A 15,615-nucleotide genomic window follows, 5' to 3' on the forward strand; every position below is an offset into this window, starting at 1 on the left:
GGACTCCGCGACAGGGTCCCTGACCAGATAGGTCCTGGCAGTGTCAGCCTCCCGCACTCGCGCCGACCGGTGTCCTGGCGCCCTCCGGCCGTGGCGGGCTGCGGACGGCCTTCTCGTACGGCTTCGGCTGATCGGGGGCAGGGTTCCCGCGAGAGCGCTGAGGTCGCTCGTCGAGGTCGCTGCGGAGTACGGCGACGGACGCGTGCACACGACGTCGCGGGCGAATCTTCAGGTGCGCGCCTTCCCCGGCTTCGAAGGCCGGTTGTCATCCGAGGCGCTCGCCGCCCTCGAGCGAACGGGCCTCCTGCCGAGCAGGACCCATGAACTGGTCCGCAATGTGATGGTGTCGCCGCAAACCGGTTTGGCCGGGGGTCGCGCCGACCTCCGAGCGGTTGCACGTGAGCTGGACGACCGGTTGTGCGCTGACCCGGATCTCGCGGCCCTATCGGGCCGGTTCCTGTTCGTGCTCGACGACGGACGCGGCGATCTACTGGCTCGCAGCTGCGACCTGGGGCTGGTCGCGCTGGACTCGACCTGGGCTCAGCTACGGATCGGGACCGGGTGGGGGGCGACCGTGGAGCTCGCGGAGGCGGCAGGGCGGATCGCGGAGCTGGCGCATGAGTTCGTCGTATGCCGAGGGCGCGGGCCGGGCGCGGCCTGGCACGTGTCGGAGCTGGCCGAGGCCCTCGCCGTACCGAGAGCGTCCGATCCAGGCCTCCCTGACCCGGCGGAACCGTTGCCATTCGGGGCAGTGCCCGGTGGGCGTCATGTCGAGGTTTCCGAGACCGGTCTCGACCAACAGGTCATCGAAGACCTGACCGCAGCAGTCGATCACGTGATTGTCACACCGTGGCGTGGCGTGCTCATTCCCGAGGAGAGCAGATGACCAACCTGCGCAGGCCAACGCGCCACTACGAGTACGTCGACTCCGGACCCGCCATCTATGTCGACTCCTTCGCCACCATCCGGCGAGACGCCGACCTGCGGGCCGTGCCGGCCGATGCCGAGAAGCTCGCCGTCCGCATGATCCACGGCAGCGGGCAGGTCGACCTCGCTGATGACTTGATCGTGCATCCGCAGATGGTGTCGACTGCCCGGGCCGCGCTGGAGTCGGGCGCGCCGATCCTGTGCGATGCGACCATGGTCGCGACCGGCGTCACCCGGAGCCGACTGCCGAAGGACAACGACGTCGTCTGCCTGCTCAACGACCCGCGGGTGCCCGGGCTGGCCCGCGAGTGGCGTACCACCCGTACCGCCGCCGCCGTCTCACTGTGGGGGCCGCGACTAGACGGTGCCGTTGTCGCCATCGGCAACGCTCCGACTGCACTGTTCCATCTACTGGAGATGATTCTCGACGGGGGCCCACGACCCGCGGCGATCGTGGGCTGCCCGGTCGGCTTCATCGGTGCTGCCGAGTCCAAGCAGGCTCTCGTGGACCTCCACGCCGAGCACGGCATCGACATCCCCTACGCGACCGTCCGCGGCCGTCGCGGTGGATCGGCGATGACCTCGTCAGCACTCAACGCTCTCGCGCAGGAGGCAGAATGACCGGTCGTTTCACGGTTGTCGGCATCGGCCCCGGCGACCCGGAGCTCATGACGCTGAGAGCCGCTCGGATCATCGGCGCGTCCGACGTCGTCGCGTATCACGCTGGCGTGAAGAAGAAGTCCCACGCACGCCGCATCGCCGACGGCGTCATTCCGGCCGACGCCATCGAGGAGGAGCTGCGCTACCCGGTCACCACCGGCACCACGGACCACCCCGGTGGGTATGTCGGAGCGATGGCCGACTTCTACGAGTCCTGCGCGGTGCGGCTCTCGGATCACCTCGACGCCGGTCGCGACGTGGTTCTGCTCTCGGAGGGCGATCCCCTTTTCTACGGCTCGTCGATGTACCTCCACGACCGGTTCAAGGAGATCTACCCGACCGAGGTGGTGCCGGGCGTGCCCGCCTTCGCGGCGGCGACAGCGGCGATCTCTGGTAGCTCTGGCCCGCTGGTTCGACAGACAGACGTCCTGACCGTCCTCCCCGGAACCCTGCCCGAGCCGGAGCTTGCGAGACGGCTGGCGGACACGGAAGCCGCCGTCATCATGAAGCTCGGCCGGACGTTTCCGGCCGTGCGCTCAGCGCTGGCGCAGGCCGGGCGGCTCGAGGGCGCTTGGTACGTCGAGCGGGCGTCGCAATCCGAGGAGCGTTGGCTGCCCGTCGCCGAGGTCGACCCGGACTCCGTGCCCTACTTCTCCCTGATCGTCGTCCCTGGCGACACGGCCAACCGGCCGACCGCTGACCGGCTGCGCGCTCGCGACGCGGAGCCCAGTGGATCCGCCGCGACACACGACGAGCGGACCGCTGAACTCCTGGTCGTCGGCCTCGGTCCCGGCCCCGACCACTGGCTCACGCCAGAAGCCTCGGCGGCGTTGGGCGAGGTCGACCACGTGGTCGGCTACGCCCCGTACGTGGCTCGCGTCCCGCAGCGTGCCGGACTGACCCGCCACGCGTCGGGCAACACCGTCGAGGTCGACCGGGCTCGTGTCGCGCTCGACCTGGCCAAAGCGGGGGAGAGGGTCGCGGTCGTCTCAGGCGGCGACGCTGGCGTCTTCGGGATGGCAGCAGCCGTCTTCGAGGCGGCCGAGGACCCGGCGTACGCGGGCGTGCCGATCCGGGTGCTGCCGGGGGTCAGCGCCGTGCAGGCGGTGGCCGCCCGTGCCGGTGCGCCCATCGGGGCAGACTTCGCCGTCGTCTCGCTCTCCGACAGGCTCAAGCCGTGGGAGGTCGTGGAACGGCGCCTCCGCGCCATCGCCGACGCCGACCTCGTGCTAGCGATCTACAACCCGGCCTCCCGCTCCCGGACCGAGCAGATAGCCACCGCCCACCGTGTCCTGCTGGAACACCGCAAGCCAGAGACCGTCGTCATCGTCGGGCGCGACATCGGGCGCGACGGGGAGTCGCTGACCGTCACGACGCTGGCCGACCTGGACCCGGAGACGATCGACATGAAGTGCCTGCTGATCGTGGGTGCCGAGAGCACGCGGGTGAGCCGCGCCGGCGTGTGGACGCCGAGGTACGTGCGGTGAGTGCTGCCGTCCACTTCGTCGGCGCCGGACCGGGCGCGGCCGACCTGCTGACCGTACGCGCGACGCACCTGCTGGCGCAGGCGGACCTGGTGCTCTATCCCGGCACCTACCTCGATCCCGACGTGCTCGCCCACGTCGGCCCGAGCGCAGAGCTCGTCGACACCCAAGACCTCGACCTCGACACGATGGTCGCGCGGATGGTCGGCGCAGCTGGCGCAGGGCAGACGGTGGTGCGATTGACGTCCGGCGACCCGTCTCTCTATTCCGCGCTGCACGAGCAGACCCGCCGGCTCGATGCCGCCGGGGTTGCCTGGTCGGTGACGCCCGGGGTGCCCGCCTATGCTGCCGCTGCTGCGCTGGTCGGGAGCGAGCTGACGGTGCCGCTGGTGGCGCAGTCGGTGGTGCTGACCCGCACCCAAGCCCGCTCTACCGCGATGCCGGAGTCCGAGTCGCTGGCGGCGTTCGCTGCGACCCGCTCGACGCTCGTGCTGCATCTGGCGATCACGCGAGTGCGGGCGCTGATGGCCGAGGTCGAACCGGAGTACGGCGAGGACTGCCCGGTGGCCGTCGTCTACCGCGCCAGCCAGCCCGGGGAGCAGGTGCTGCGTGGCACGGTGGCGACCATCTCGGAGGTGGTGGAGGCGGCAGGCCTGCGCCAGGCGGCCGTGATCCTGGTCGGCTGGGCGCTGACCCACGAGGGCGGCGAGTCCTATCTCTACGACGCGGCCCGCGACCGGAGCTCGAAGCGACGCGGCGATCGGGGGCTCTGATGGAGCTCTACGACGTCATCAACCGTCGTCGTGACACTCGCCGAGAATTCACAGGTGAGCCGTTGGCCGCCGAGGTGCTGGAGCGGCTGCTGTCGGCGGCTCACTGTGCACCGAGTGTCGGGATGAGCCAACCGTGGGACTTCGTGCTGGTCCGCTCGCCGGACGCGCTCAGCGCTTTCGCCGACCACGTCGCGCTCGAGCGGGACACGTTCGCGGCGACGCTCAGCGGTGAGCGCGCCGAGACGTTCTCGCGGATCAAGGTCGAAGGGATCCGCGAGTCGCGGCTCGGGATCGTGGTCGGCTACGACCCGACCCGCGGCGGGCCGAGGGTGCTCGGGCGGCATGCCATCGCCGACGCCGGGCTCTACTCGGTGGTCTGCGCCATCCAGAACCTCTGGCTCGCCGCGACCGCCGAGGGCCTCGGGGTGGGGTGGGTCAGTTTCTACCGCGAGGAGTTCCTGCGCGGCCTCGTCGGCATGCCGGAGCACGTACGGCCGGTGGCGTGGCTCTGCGTCGGCGCCGTCTCGGAGCTACCGGACGTGCCTGACCTGGAGCGCTACGGCTGGCGGCACCGCTCGCCGTTGGCGAGCGTCCTGCATGAGGAGAGGTACGGTGTCAGCGCGACAGTGCCCACTGCGTGACGGTACGGGCCGGGGTCCACCCGGTGAAGGCGCCGACCGGTGCACTGGTCTCGACCGAGACTCGGGTCAGCTCGCCGCCGTGCTCCCGGTAGAGCCGACCGAGCAGCATCTCGGTCTCGAGCGTCACGCCGTGCACGACCAGCCGGCCGGCCGGTCGCAGCGCCGTCAGGCAGGCGTCGATCACCCCGTCGCGGGTGGCGCCGCCGCCGACGAAGATGGCGTCCGGCGGGCGGAGCCCGGCGAGCGCGCCGGGGGCCCGTCCGTGCACGACCTCGAGCCCCGGCACACCGAGACTCGTGGCGTTGCGGCTGATCCGCGCAGCACGGTCGGCGTCCGCCTCGACCGCCGTCGTCGTGCAGGACGGGTGGGCGCGCATCCACTCGATCCCGACCGAGCCGGCTCCGGCGCCGACATCCCACAGGTGCTCGCCCGGGGTCGGGGAGAGCCGGGCGAGAGCGCTGGCGCGCAGGTCGCGCTTGGTCAGCTGGCCGTCGTGCTCGAAGGCGTCGTCGGGCAGACCGGCGACCCAGCCGCCGAGGCTCGGGCCGACGCAGTCAATCGCGACGACGTTGAGCCGAGGGAGGTCGAACTCCTTGCCGGTGAGGATGACGGCCTTGTCGAACAGGAAGGAGCTCTGCTCGCGTTCGCCCAGGTCGCCGAGGACGGTGAGCTCACTGTCGCCGTACCCCTCCGCGACCAGCAGCGCCGCCACATCCCTCGGCGTGTGTTCATCGGACGAGAGGACCAGGATCCGACGGCCAGGGGCGAGCTCGCGGCGCACCAGCGCGACGTCGCGACCCACCACGCTCACGACCGCATGGCTCTCCGCCGACCAGCGCATCGCCGCCCGTGCGAGGGCGACTGAGGAGATCCCCGGGACGACGGTCACCTCGTCAGGCCCGAGCAGGTCCATGAAGGTCGTGGCGATCCCCGACACCAGCGGGTCGCCGGACGCCAGGGCGACGACATGCCCGCCTGCCGCCTCGTCCGCCAGGGACGCGAGCAGCGCCGGCAACCGGTCACGCAGCGGGGAGGGCCAGGGCTCGCGGCGCTGCCCCGGCACGTCGGGCAGGAGGTCGAGGTGCCGGCGCCCACCGAGCACCACGCGGGCTCGCTCGACCCAGGCCCGGCCGACCTCCGACACACCGTCCCAGCCCTCGGCGCCGATACCCACCACAGTGATCACGCGAGCAGACGCTATCATGAGCCCCGCAAGGCGAGAGGTGCCCCAACGGCCCAACCATCGGAAACGGTGGGGACGGCGGACGGGGAGAATCTGGGAAGCCGGTGAGATTCCGGCACAGGCCCGCTGCGGTGAACCGAGCCTCCACTCATGAGTTGAGCGGAGGACTCGGCAAGTCCGAAGACCGGCCTCCCGCCCGACCAGTCACTGCTGGCGAACAGAGCGGGAGCCTCACATGCCACAGCACTACCCATTTTCAGCCGTCCTCGGTTGCGAGACCGACGCCCTGGACGACATGGGCCTCGCGCTCGTCCTCACGACGATCTCGCCGGAGATCGGTGGCGTGCTCGTGCGGGGCGAGAAGGGCACCGCGAAGTCGACGACGGTGCGGGCGCTGGCCGCCGTGCTGCCGCCCATCGATGTGTACGCGGGCGACAGGTTCTCCGTGGACCCTGCCGACCCGGCAGCCACGTCGCCCGACGGCCCGTTCGGCACCGAGACGGAGACCATCGTCCGTCCGGTGCGGCTCGTCGAACTACCCGTTGGCGCGACCGAGGACCGAGTCCTCGGCTCCCTCCACCTCGAGCGGGCGCTGTCACACGGCAAGGTGGAGTACGAGCCCGGACTGCTCGCGAGAGCACACCGCGGCATCCTCTACGTCGACGAGGTCAACCTGCTGCACGACCACCTCGTCGACCTGCTCCTAGATGCCGCGGCGATGGGTCAGGTCACCGTCGAGCGCGACGGCGTCTCGGTCGAGCACGCGGCCCGGTTCGTGCTGATCGGCACGATGAACCCCGAGGAGGGGGAACTGCGTCCACAGCTGCTGGACCGCTTCGGGCTCACCGTCGAGGTTGCCGCCCCCCGGGAGCCGGCGCTACGCGCCGAGGTCGTGCGGCGCCGGGTGGCCTACGACGCCGATCCGGTAGCGTTCACCGCGCGCTACCGCGACACGGACCGCGCCCTGACCGAGCGAGTCGAGACCGCCCGCGAGCGTCTCGCCAAGGTGCGGCTCACCGAGTCTGCGCTCATGAAGATCGCCGAAGTCTGTGCCACATTCGAGGTCGACGGGCTTCGCGCCGACATCGTCACCGCCCGCACCGCGGTCGCCCACGCCGCCTGGGAGGGTCGCGACGAGGTCACCCGCGCCGATATCCGACGCGCCGCGCTGCTGGCGCTGCCGCACCGGCGCCGCCGCAACCCCTTCGATGCTCCCGGTCTCGACGAGGACCTGCTCGACCAGATCCTCGGCGACGACGAGCTACCGCCCGAGCCGCCGGAGGGACCGGCCCCGGATGAGCCGCCGACTTCTCCCGAGGACAACACACAGGATCAGGCGCAGGGTGACGGACAGCGGGACGAGGCCGCTGACGGTGACAGCGACCAGGCGCCGGCGACCGACGACACTCCGCCCGAGTCTGACGGCGAGCCGCCGGTGACGCCTCCCGCAGTCACCGAGTCGGGTTCGACGGTTCGTGCCACCGCGCCGTACCGACCGCGGCTGCTGAAGGTGCAGGGGCTCGGCGAGGGCGCGGCCGGACGACGCAGCCGAGCCCTCGCGAGCACCGGCCGCCGCGTCGGCGCCCGGCGACCGGACGGACCCACCGGCTCGCTCCACCTGGCGGAGACCCTGCTGGCGGCCGCTGGCAAGCAGTCCTCGCGCGGCCGCACGACCGGACGCGTGGAGCTGCGCAACGAGGACCTCCGGGTTGCCGTACGCGAGGGCCGCGAGGCCAACCTGGTCCTCTTCTGCGTTGACGCCTCCGGCTCCATGGCCGCGCGTAAGCGGATGACGCAGGTCAAGACCGCGATCCTCTCGCTGCTACTCGACGCCTACCGCCGCCGTGACAAGGTCGGCCTGGTCACCTTCCGAGGCGCCGAGGCGACGGTCGCGCTGCCGCCCACACACTCCGTCGACATCGCTGCAGCGCGGCTCGACGAAGTTCCGGCAGGGGGACGTACGCCGCTGGCCGAAGGGCTGCTCGAAGCCGCTCGCGTGCTGACCCGCGAGCGAATGCGCGATCCACGGCTGCGACCACTCCTCGTCCTGGTCACGGACGGTCGCGCGACGGGCGGAAAGGACGCTGTCGCGCGGTCACAGCAGGCTGCGGAGTACGTCGCCGGGCTCGGCGTGACGACGGTCGTCATCGATGGCGAGAGCGGCCCCCTGCGTCTTGGCCTCGCACTGCGACTCGCCGAGCTGCTGCGTGCCGAACACCTCCCCGTGGCCGAGGTCAGTGCCGAGGCGCTGGCCGGCACGGTCCGATCCCGCACGCAGAAGGGAGCGGCCTGATGCCCCAGGGAAAGCCCGCCCTCGTCCCCGACGACGGCCTGACGACGAAGCAGCGTCGCAACCGACCACTACTGGTGGTGCACACCGGCGACGGCAAGGGGAAGTCCACCGCCGCCTTCGGGCTCGCGCTCCGCGGCTGGAACCAGGGCTGGAAGATCGGTGTCTTCCAGTTCGTGAAGTCGGCCAAATGGCGCATCGGCGAGCAGACCGTCCTGGAGCGTCTGGGCCGGCTGCACGAGGAGACCGGCGAAGGCGGCCCCGTCGAGTGGCACAAGATGGGTTCCGGCTGGTCGTGGACCCGAAAGCAGGGTGACGCCGAAGACCACGAGACCGCGGCCCTGCAGGGATGGCAGGAGATCAAGCGGCGCCTCGCCAACGAGAGCCACGACCTGCTGATCCTCGACGAGTTCACCTACCCGATGAAGTGGGGCTGGGTCGACGTCCAGGACGTCGTCGAGACGCTGACCAACCGCCCGGGCTACCAGCACGTGATCATCACGGGCCGCAACGCCGATCCCCGACTCGTCGAGGCCGCCGACCTAGTCACGGAGATGAGCAAGGTCAAGCATCCGATGGACGCCGGCCAGAAGGGCCAGAGGGGCATCGAGTGGTAGCCCTGCCCCGGCTCGTCGTTGCAGCACCGTCGACCGGACAGGGCAAGACGACGATCGCCACCGGCCTGATGGCGGCACTGCGGATCGCCGGCCACGAGGTGAGCGGCCACAAGGTCGGTCCAGACTACATCGACCCCGGCTACCACGCCTTGGCGACCGGCCGCCCCGGCCGCAACCTCGACCCGCACCTCGTGGGCGAGGAGCGGCTCGTCCCGATGTTGCTGCACGGTGCGTCCGGCGCGGACATCGCGGTGATCGAGGGCGTCATGGGCCTGTACGACGGACGACTGGGCACCGACGGATTCGCCTCCACCGCGCACGTCGCCACCCTCACCCGGACGCCAGTCGTGCTCGTGATCGACGTCGCCAAGCTGTCCCGCTCCGCGGGGGCGATCGCCCTCGGCATGGCGACGTTCGACGCCGGAGTCCGGGTGGCCGGTGTCGTCCTCAACCAGGCGGGATCGGACCGCAACACCGCCGAGATCATCGGCTCGCTCGAGCAAACGGGTCTACCGGTCCTTGGCGTGATGCCGCGCGACGTCCGGCTCTCCACACCCTCACGCCACCTCGGGCTCGTCCCCGCCGCCGAACGGGACGGTTCCATCCGGATGATCGAACAGCTCGGGGAGCAGGTGGCCCGCCACCTGGACCTCGACGCGATCCTCGAGGTCGCCCGCTCGGCGCCGCATCTGGACGCCGAGTCGTGGAGCCCCGCACGAGAGGTGATGTCGGTCGGCGCCAGCGACCACCGGCCAGTCGTCGCGATGGCCGGCGGGCGCGCCTTCACGTTCCGCTACGCGGAGACCGAAGAGCTCCTGACCGCTGCCGGCTGCGAGGTCGTCACCTTCGATCCGCTCGTCGATCCGGCCCTTCCGGCTGGCACGCAGGGCATCTACCTCGGCGACGGGTTCCCCGAGGTGTACGCCGCCGAGCTCGCCGCCAACCGTGGTCTGCTGGACGATCTGCGTAGCGCCGTGGCAGCCGGGATCCCGACGGTCGCCGAGTGTGCCGGGTTGCTCTACCTGGCCGAGTCGCTCGACGGCGCACCCATGGCGGGCATCCTCCCGGCCACGGCTGCGATGGCAGGGCGGCTCGTGCTGCGTTACCCGGCTGCGGTCGCCGCGACCGATTCGCTCCTCACCAAGGCAGGGGAGGAGGTCACCGACCATGAGTTCCACCGCACCCGTACCTCCCCGGCGGCCGGCGAGAGCGCGGCCTGGGCGATCGACGACGAACCAGTCGGCTATGCCAGCGGGAACCTACACGCGTCGTACCTCCACGTCCATTGGGCCGGCCACCCTCAGCTCGCCCAGCGGTTCGCCGACGCCGTCTACGCCGCGCCGATGCACGTGGTCTCGCCCGCTCCGCCTGCGGTGCCCGTCACGCGACCCCGTGACCGTGTGGCCGACCCTTTGCGCCATCACGGCGACGTCGAGACGGGGGAGGGGCTCTTGGACTTCGCCGTCAACGTCTACGACGGCGGCCGGCCGGCCTGGTTGGAGCGCGCCCTGCGCGAGAGCCTCACCGCGGCGGCGGGGTACCCCGACGCCGAGCCGGCCCGCGCCGCGATCGCCCAGCGGCACGGCCGTGAGCTCGAGGAGGTCCTTCCGACCGCCGGCGCCGCGGAGGCGTTCACGTTAATCGCCCAGCTGCGCCCATGGCGGCGCCGTCGTCGTACACCCCCAGTTCACCGAGCCGCATGCGGCGCTGGAGCAGGCCGGACACACCGTGACGACGGTCCTGTGCCGACCGGAGAATGGCTTCGCGCTCGACCCCGACGCGATCCCTGATGACGCCGACCTCGTCGTCATCGGCAATCCCACCAATCCGACCGGTGTCCTCCACCCCGCAGACCTGCTCCGCGGTCTGCGCCGGAGGGGTCGACTCGTCGTGGTCGACGAGGCGTTCATGGACGCGGTGCCCGGCGAGACCGGCTCCCTGGCCCGCGAGCGATTCAAGGGCCTGGTGGTCGTCCGGAGTCTCACCAAGCACTGGTCCATCCCGGGCATCCGAGCCGGCTACATCGTCGGCGATCGCACGCAGGTCCGTTGGTTGGCCGACCGGCAAACGCCTTGGTCCGTCTCGGCACCGGCCATCGCGGCAACGATCGCGTGCACCAGCCGGACAGCGACCCCCGAGGCCCGCGACCGCGCGGCCACGCTGGCGCGCTGGCGCGACTTCCTCCAAGGCGGTCTTCGCGGACGCGGGATCGACTACGCGCCATCGGCGGCGCCCTTCGTCCTGGCGCGGCTGGGACGGGGCGCTCATGCGGCGCTGAGGGAGCGCGGCGTCGCCGTACGCCGGGCCGACACGTTCCCGGGGCTCGACTCCACTTGGGTCCGCATCGCCGTGCGTCCACCGGGGATGACGAACCAGTTCTTCACCGCGCTCGACGCGGTCCGCCTTCTCCAGCCCACCTCGTGAGGTCCGCCATGCCCTACGTCTCCGCCCCGTCCGACATCGCCCGCGATCATTCGGCCAAGCGCTTGGCCGCGCTGGCCACCCCGCCCGGTGCCCTCGGCCGCCTCGGCGAGCTGGGCATCTGGCTCGCGTCCTGCCAGGGCCATGTACCTCCGAAGCCGGTGAATGACGTCCGGCTGGTCATCTTTGCCGGCGACCATGGCGTCGCCTCGCACGGTGTCTCCGCGTTCCCGCCCGCGATCACCGGTGCGATGGTCCGCACCTTCCTAGCCGGCAAGGCGGCTGTGAATGCCTTGGCAGCCACCCACGGCGTCGCGGTCCGCGTGCTAGACCTCGGTGTCGACGACGACTTCGCCGATCTCGACGAGGCGACTCGCGCGGCGCTGACCGTCCACAAAGTCCGTCGGTCCAGCGGCGCCATTCATCTCGAGGACGCGCTCACGCCGGAGCAGACCCGGCAGGCCCTCGACGCAGGGGCGGCGACCCGGTCGAGACACTGACAGCCTTGGGAAGCGCAGACCTGGCCGCCACCACCGGCTACCTCCTTGCCGCAGCCCAGGACGGCGTACCGGTGCTGCTCGACGGACTCATGAGCGTGGCCTGTGCCCTCACCGCCGACCGGATCGAGCCCGGCGCCGCCGCCTGGTACGCCGCCGGGCACCGCTCCACCGAGCCTGCCCAGTCCCTCGCGCTCGCCAAGATGGGCCGAGAACCGCTGCTCGACCTCGGCATGCGGCTGGGGGAGGGGTCAGGTGCTGTCGCGGCCGTTCCGGTGGTCCGCAGCGCCTCCGCCGTGCTCCGCGAGGTGGCGTTGCTGTCCGAGCTGCGGGCGTGATGCTGCTCGACGCGTGGCGGCTGGCCCTCAGCACACTCACCGCTATCCCCGTCGCCCCACCGGCCCTCGTCGACCGACGCCGGGCCGGCATGGCCATGGTGCTCGCACCGCTGGCAGTCCTGCCGCTCGCGGTGGCGGTGACTCTGGTGGCCCTGGCCGGGCATGGCCTCGACCTGCCGATCCCCGTGGCGGCTTTGCTGGCGCTGGGCGCAACCATCCTCGGCAACCGCGCCTTCCACCTCGACGGGCTCTCTGACACCGTCGACGGCATGGCGGCCTCCTACGACCGCGAGCGGTCATTGGCGGTGATGAAGAGCGGCACGTCGGGTCCGGCCGGCGTCGTGGCGGTGGTCCTGGTCCTCGGCATGCAGGCCACAGGCCTGGTCGCAGTATTGGCCTCACCGCACCCTGTGCGCGCCGCCGTCCTCGCCGGCTGCGCGCTCTGCGTCTCCCGCGCCGCGCTCGCCACCTGCTGCGCCCGGGGCGTGCTGTCCGCACGACCCGGGGGACTCGGCGACACCTACACAGGCACCGTGGCCCGGCCGGTCGTGGTGCTCATGTGGCTGACTTGCGCCGCCGTTCTCTCGCTCGCCGGCGCTTGGTCCGGACTCGCCTGGTGGCGCGGAGCGCTGGCCAGCGCGATGGCACTCGCCGTGGTCGCCGTCGTCGTCGCGCGAGCGGTGCGGCGGCTCGGCGGCGTCACCGGCGACGTCTTCGGCGCCGCGATCGAGCTGGCGCTCGCCGCCCTGCTGGTGGCCCTCTCGTGAGCGCCCGAGCCGTCGGTCTTCTGCTCGGGTTCGCCGCGGACCGCGTGCTCGGAGACCCGCAGCATCTCCATCCCGTCGCCGGCTTCGGCAACGCGGCCGCGGCGCTGGAGCGTCGGCTGTACGCCGACTCGCGGCCGCGGGGTGCGGCACACACGGCGGCACTCGTCGGGGCGGCGATCGTGGTGGGAGTCGTAGCGGGGCGGGCAGCGCGGAACCCCGTCGCCCAGGCGGTGGCCACCGCCGTGGTGGCCTGGACGGTGCTCGGTGGGCGCTCGCTGGAGCGCGAGGCACTCGCGGTCGACGCGCTCCTGAGAGCAGGCGACCTCCCGGCCGCCCGTGAACGCCTCACCCATCTGGTGGGCCGCGACACCTCGGCCCTGGAGGAGTCGGAGGTCGCGCGCGCGGTCGTGGAGTCCGTCGCGGAGAACACCTCGGACGCCGTCGTTGCACCGCTGCTGTGGGGAGCCGTGGCCGGGATGCCCGGGCTGCTCGGCTACTGGGCGGCCAACACCCTCGACGCGATGGTCGGCCACCACAACGACCGCTATGAGCGGTTCGGCTGGGCCGCCGCCCGCTTCGACGATCTGGTCAACCTGCCCGGCTCGCGGATCGCCGGTGCCGCCACGTTCCTTGCCTCGCCAGGAACGGCGCGGTCCGCCGCCAAGGCATGGCGCCGTGACGCCGGCGCCCATCCCAGCCCCAACGCCGGAGTCGTCGAGGCCACTTTCGCCGGCGCTCTCGGCATCCGGCTGGGCGGCACGAACCGCTACTACGGCAGCCGGCTCGAGCACCGTTCCGTCATGGGCGACGGGCGCGCCGTACGACCCGAGGACATCGGTCGGGCCGCCCGACTCGCACGCAGGGTTGGCATCATCGGTGCGGTCGTGTCGGCATCCGGCGCGTTGCTCGTGGCTCGGCGCACAGCGGGCCGGCGTGCGATAGCATCCGGCTAACGGGCACGAGGAAGCCGGTGAGAATCCGGCACAGTCGCGCTACTGTGACATCGCCTCCGGGCGGTGGAGTCAGACCCGAGTGTCCGTATCCATCCCATCGAACAGGGACGCACGTATCCCTGAGGAGGACACATGTCGCAGGTCTCTGCGGTGCCGGTCGCCGGCGCCCCTTCCGTTCCCACCATCCCGTTCGGCCAGCTGGCGCCATGGGCGCTGTTCTTCGGTCTCCTCGGGACGCTGGTGCTCTTCTTCGTCAGCACCGACCAGGGTGCCGTCTCCCTCCTGGCCGGCACGGCCATCCACGAGTGGGTCCACGACGGACGCCACCTCCTCGGCTACCCCTGCCACTGAGCCTGATTCCGGCCCGGATCCAGGCCTGAGCCCGGGACCCGGCCGAGCTCTGAGCGCTCTTCCGCGCGATAGCGACCCCGAACAAGCGCGGCGGGGCTGTTGACGACACTTCTCGCGCGCGGCGCCGACGTCGGCGCCGCGCTGCTTCCTGAACGGAAACCAGCATGACCGCACGTGCATTTCTCATCCGTGGTCTGATCGCCGGCCTGGTTGCCGGCATCGCCACGTTCTTCGTCGCGTACTCGGTGGGGGAGCCCCACGTCGAGACTGCCATCGTCCTCGAGGAGTCGGGCACCGCCGCCGAGGAGGGGCCGGCCGACGCGTCCCACAACCATGGTGACGAGGCCGCCGGTGGCCACAACCACACGCACAGCCACACTCACGGTGACGAGGGCGAGGGCGAGGATACCGAAGTCTCCCGGGACAGCCAGCGGACCTGGGGCCTGCTCACCGGCAGCCTCGCCGTCGGACTTGCGCTCGGCGGCATCGTCGCCCTCGTCGCGGCCGGCACCATCGGCCGCATGGGCCGGCTCCAGCCCGGCCAGTCCACCGCCCTGATCACTCTGCTCGGCTTCGTCGCCTTCGCCCTGGTGCCGTTCCTGAAGTATCCGGCGAACCCGCCGGCGGTCGGAAGTGGTGACACCATCGGCGACAGGACGGCGCTCTACTTCGGCTTCGTGATCGTCTCGGTCCTGACGGCCGTCGCCGCGACGTACGTCGCGCTGAGGCTGCGCAACCGCCTCGGCACCTACGGTGGCGTCGTCGCCGGTGCAGCCGGCTACCTGGCCGTCGTGGTCGTCGCCGGCCAGCTCTTCGCCACCGTCAACGAGGTCGGCGACTTCCCGGCCGACACGCTCTGGTTCTTCCGCCGGGCGTCACTGTTCACGCTGGCCACGATGTGGGGCGTGATCGGCGTGGTGCTCACCGGACTGGTCGGTCGGCTCTACGCCGCGCAGACGGAGCGGGCGCAGCGGCGCGCGCTAGCCGCGAGCCTCTGACGGCCCGCCCCGCGAACCAACCTGTCGGCTCCTGCGCTCAGCGCGGGAGTCGGCGGCTTTCCACGGGAGTGTCGGCCAGCAGGTGGTCAGACACGATCCGGCGGGCCGCGTGTGGATCGACGCCGCCGTACCAGACGTCGTCGGGCTGCACGCTGACGACCGGGGCCTGGTTGCAGGGGAACTGACAACCGGTGTGGGTGACCAGCACGTCATGGTCGCCGAGCCCGGCCTCCATCAGTCCGAGGATCAGCGCGCGGGCCGTCTCGTCGGATCCGCGGGCCGTGCACCGCGGGCCGCGGCAGATGAGCACCTGGTGCCGGTGGCGGGTCACGTTCTCCCAGGCGGTCGAGGTCAGGCCCGGCTCGGCGCCGGAGATCGGCTTCAGGTCGAACAGCGCGACCTCGATCTCCTCGATCGTGGAGGCGAGCCGGGTCGCAACCTCGATCGCCGGGCGGTGCCCGGCGCGCTCGCGCCACCAGTGGGAGGCGATCCTCCGTAGCCATGACTGCCCAGGGGCGAGCGGGCCGAGGCTGATGCCGGCGAGGCTGATCGTGGTGGCGCCGGCGTCCGCGAGCCGGGTGAGCTCGCGCGAGAGCGACGGGTCGCCCATCTGCAAGAAGGCGACGCCCGCATGGTGGCTGGCGGCCGCCGCGAGCAGCTCGTCGCGACGGTCGACATCGGAGACGGACATGCCAACGAGAAGCAGCGCGGTGCC

Annotated in this window: 15 protein-coding genes, 1 pseudogene and 1 riboswitch; of the genes and pseudogenes, 14 read left to right on the forward strand and 2 right to left on the reverse strand. The window is 71.5% G+C overall.

Going from position 1 to position 15,615, the window contains the following annotated elements; all coding sequences use genetic code 11:
• Positions 1–40 precede the first annotated feature (40 nt).
• The 5 genes from BCR15_RS05740 to bluB are packed head-to-tail and all read left to right on the forward strand — an operon-like array spanning position 41 to position 4,485.
• On the forward strand, positions 41–886 hold the full coding sequence (locus tag BCR15_RS05740) for a ferredoxin-like domain-containing protein (RefSeq protein ID WP_197971679.1): 846 nt from the start codon (positions 41–43) through the stop codon (positions 884–886).
• Positions 883–1,548, forward strand: coding sequence for a precorrin-8X methylmutase (locus tag BCR15_RS05745; protein WP_068751239.1), 666 nt, complete (start codon positions 883–885; stop codon positions 1,546–1,548). Before BCR15_RS05740 ends, BCR15_RS05745 begins: the two co-directional genes overlap by 4 nt.
• A complete protein-coding gene (gene cobJ, locus BCR15_RS05750; RefSeq protein ID WP_068751240.1) occupies positions 1,545–3,074 on the forward strand; it encodes a precorrin-3B C(17)-methyltransferase in 1,530 nt (509 codons plus the stop codon). The genes BCR15_RS05745 and cobJ overlap by 4 nt, the downstream gene beginning before the upstream one ends.
• Positions 3,071–3,844: a precorrin-4 C(11)-methyltransferase gene (gene cobM / locus BCR15_RS05755; protein WP_068751241.1), complete on the forward strand. Its 774-nt coding sequence runs from the start codon at positions 3,071–3,073 to the stop codon at positions 3,842–3,844. Before cobJ ends, cobM begins: the two co-directional genes overlap by 4 nt.
• Positions 3,844–4,485 carry a 5,6-dimethylbenzimidazole synthase gene (gene bluB, locus BCR15_RS05760; protein WP_068751242.1) on the forward strand — a complete coding sequence of 214 codons (642 nt, stop codon included), beginning with the start codon at positions 3,844–3,846 and terminating at the stop codon, positions 4,483–4,485. The genes cobM and bluB overlap by 1 nt, the downstream gene beginning before the upstream one ends.
• Here bluB and cbiE read toward each other — a convergent pair.
• Positions 4,460–5,671 (reverse strand): precorrin-6y C5,15-methyltransferase (decarboxylating) subunit CbiE, encoded by a 1,212-nt coding sequence (gene cbiE / locus BCR15_RS05765; protein WP_197971678.1) that lies wholly within the window; start codon positions 5,669–5,671, stop codon positions 4,460–4,462. The genes bluB and cbiE overlap by 26 nt on opposite strands.
• A 56-nt stretch (positions 5,672–5,727) precedes the next feature.
• Positions 5,728–5,874, forward strand: a riboswitch (cobalamin riboswitch).
• 29 nt (positions 5,875–5,903) lie between these two features.
• Between cbiE and BCR15_RS05770 the strand changes: the two genes are divergently transcribed.
• The 9 genes and pseudogenes from BCR15_RS05770 (at position 5,904) to BCR15_RS05805 (ending at position 14,900) form a co-directional block, all read left to right on the forward strand.
• On the forward strand, positions 5,904–7,961 hold the full coding sequence (locus tag BCR15_RS05770) for a VWA domain-containing protein (RefSeq protein ID WP_068751244.1): 2,058 nt from the start codon (positions 5,904–5,906) through the stop codon (positions 7,959–7,961).
• Entirely contained in the window at positions 7,961–8,575 is a 615-nt protein-coding gene (gene cobO, locus BCR15_RS05775) for a cob(I)yrinic acid a,c-diamide adenosyltransferase (RefSeq protein WP_068751245.1), read from the forward strand. The genes BCR15_RS05770 and cobO overlap by 1 nt, the downstream gene beginning before the upstream one ends.
• Positions 8,569–10,999: pseudogene (cobBC, locus tag BCR15_RS05780) on the forward strand (bifunctional hydrogenobyrinic acid a,c-diamide synthase/histidinol phosphate aminotransferase CobBC). The gene cobO and the pseudogene cobBC overlap by 7 nt, the downstream one beginning before the upstream one ends.
• An 8-nt stretch (positions 11,000–11,007) precedes the next feature.
• The gene (locus BCR15_RS15250; RefSeq protein ID WP_228383415.1) at positions 11,008–11,496 is read left to right on the forward strand and encodes a nicotinate-nucleotide--dimethylbenzimidazole phosphoribosyltransferase; all 489 of its coding nucleotides are present in this window, start codon (positions 11,008–11,010) and stop codon (positions 11,494–11,496) included.
• Positions 11,497–11,501: 5 nt separating this feature from the next.
• Positions 11,502–11,831 carry a nicotinate-nucleotide--dimethylbenzimidazole phosphoribosyltransferase gene (locus BCR15_RS15255; RefSeq protein ID WP_228383414.1) on the forward strand — a complete coding sequence of 110 codons (330 nt, stop codon included), beginning with the start codon at positions 11,502–11,504 and terminating at the stop codon, positions 11,829–11,831.
• Positions 11,831–12,598 (forward strand): adenosylcobinamide-GDP ribazoletransferase, encoded by a 768-nt coding sequence (locus BCR15_RS05790; protein ID WP_068751246.1) that lies wholly within the window; start codon positions 11,831–11,833, stop codon positions 12,596–12,598. The genes BCR15_RS15255 and BCR15_RS05790 overlap by 1 nt, the downstream gene beginning before the upstream one ends.
• Positions 12,595–13,551, forward strand: coding sequence for a cobalamin biosynthesis protein (locus BCR15_RS05795; RefSeq protein WP_141680048.1), 957 nt, complete (start codon positions 12,595–12,597; stop codon positions 13,549–13,551). The genes BCR15_RS05790 and BCR15_RS05795 overlap by 4 nt, the downstream gene beginning before the upstream one ends.
• Positions 13,552–13,683: 132 nt before the next feature.
• Positions 13,684–13,902, forward strand: coding sequence for a CbtB domain-containing protein (locus BCR15_RS05800; RefSeq protein WP_068751247.1), 219 nt, complete (start codon positions 13,684–13,686; stop codon positions 13,900–13,902).
• A gap of 164 nt (positions 13,903–14,066) precedes the next feature.
• A complete protein-coding gene (locus BCR15_RS05805) occupies positions 14,067–14,900 on the forward strand; it encodes a CbtA family protein (protein ID WP_068751248.1) in 834 nt (277 codons plus the stop codon).
• Positions 14,901–14,937: 37 nt separating this feature from the next.
• On the opposite strand, the gene BCR15_RS05810 is transcribed toward BCR15_RS05805, so the two are convergent.
• Positions 14,938–15,591, reverse strand: coding sequence for a (2Fe-2S) ferredoxin domain-containing protein (locus BCR15_RS05810; protein WP_228383413.1), 654 nt, complete (start codon positions 15,589–15,591; stop codon positions 14,938–14,940).
• Positions 15,592–15,615: the final 24 nt, after the last annotated feature.

This window comes from Tessaracoccus lapidicaptus (genome assembly GCF_001693815.1).
Lineage (GTDB): Bacteria > Actinomycetota > Actinomycetes > Propionibacteriales > Propionibacteriaceae > Arachnia > Arachnia lapidicapta.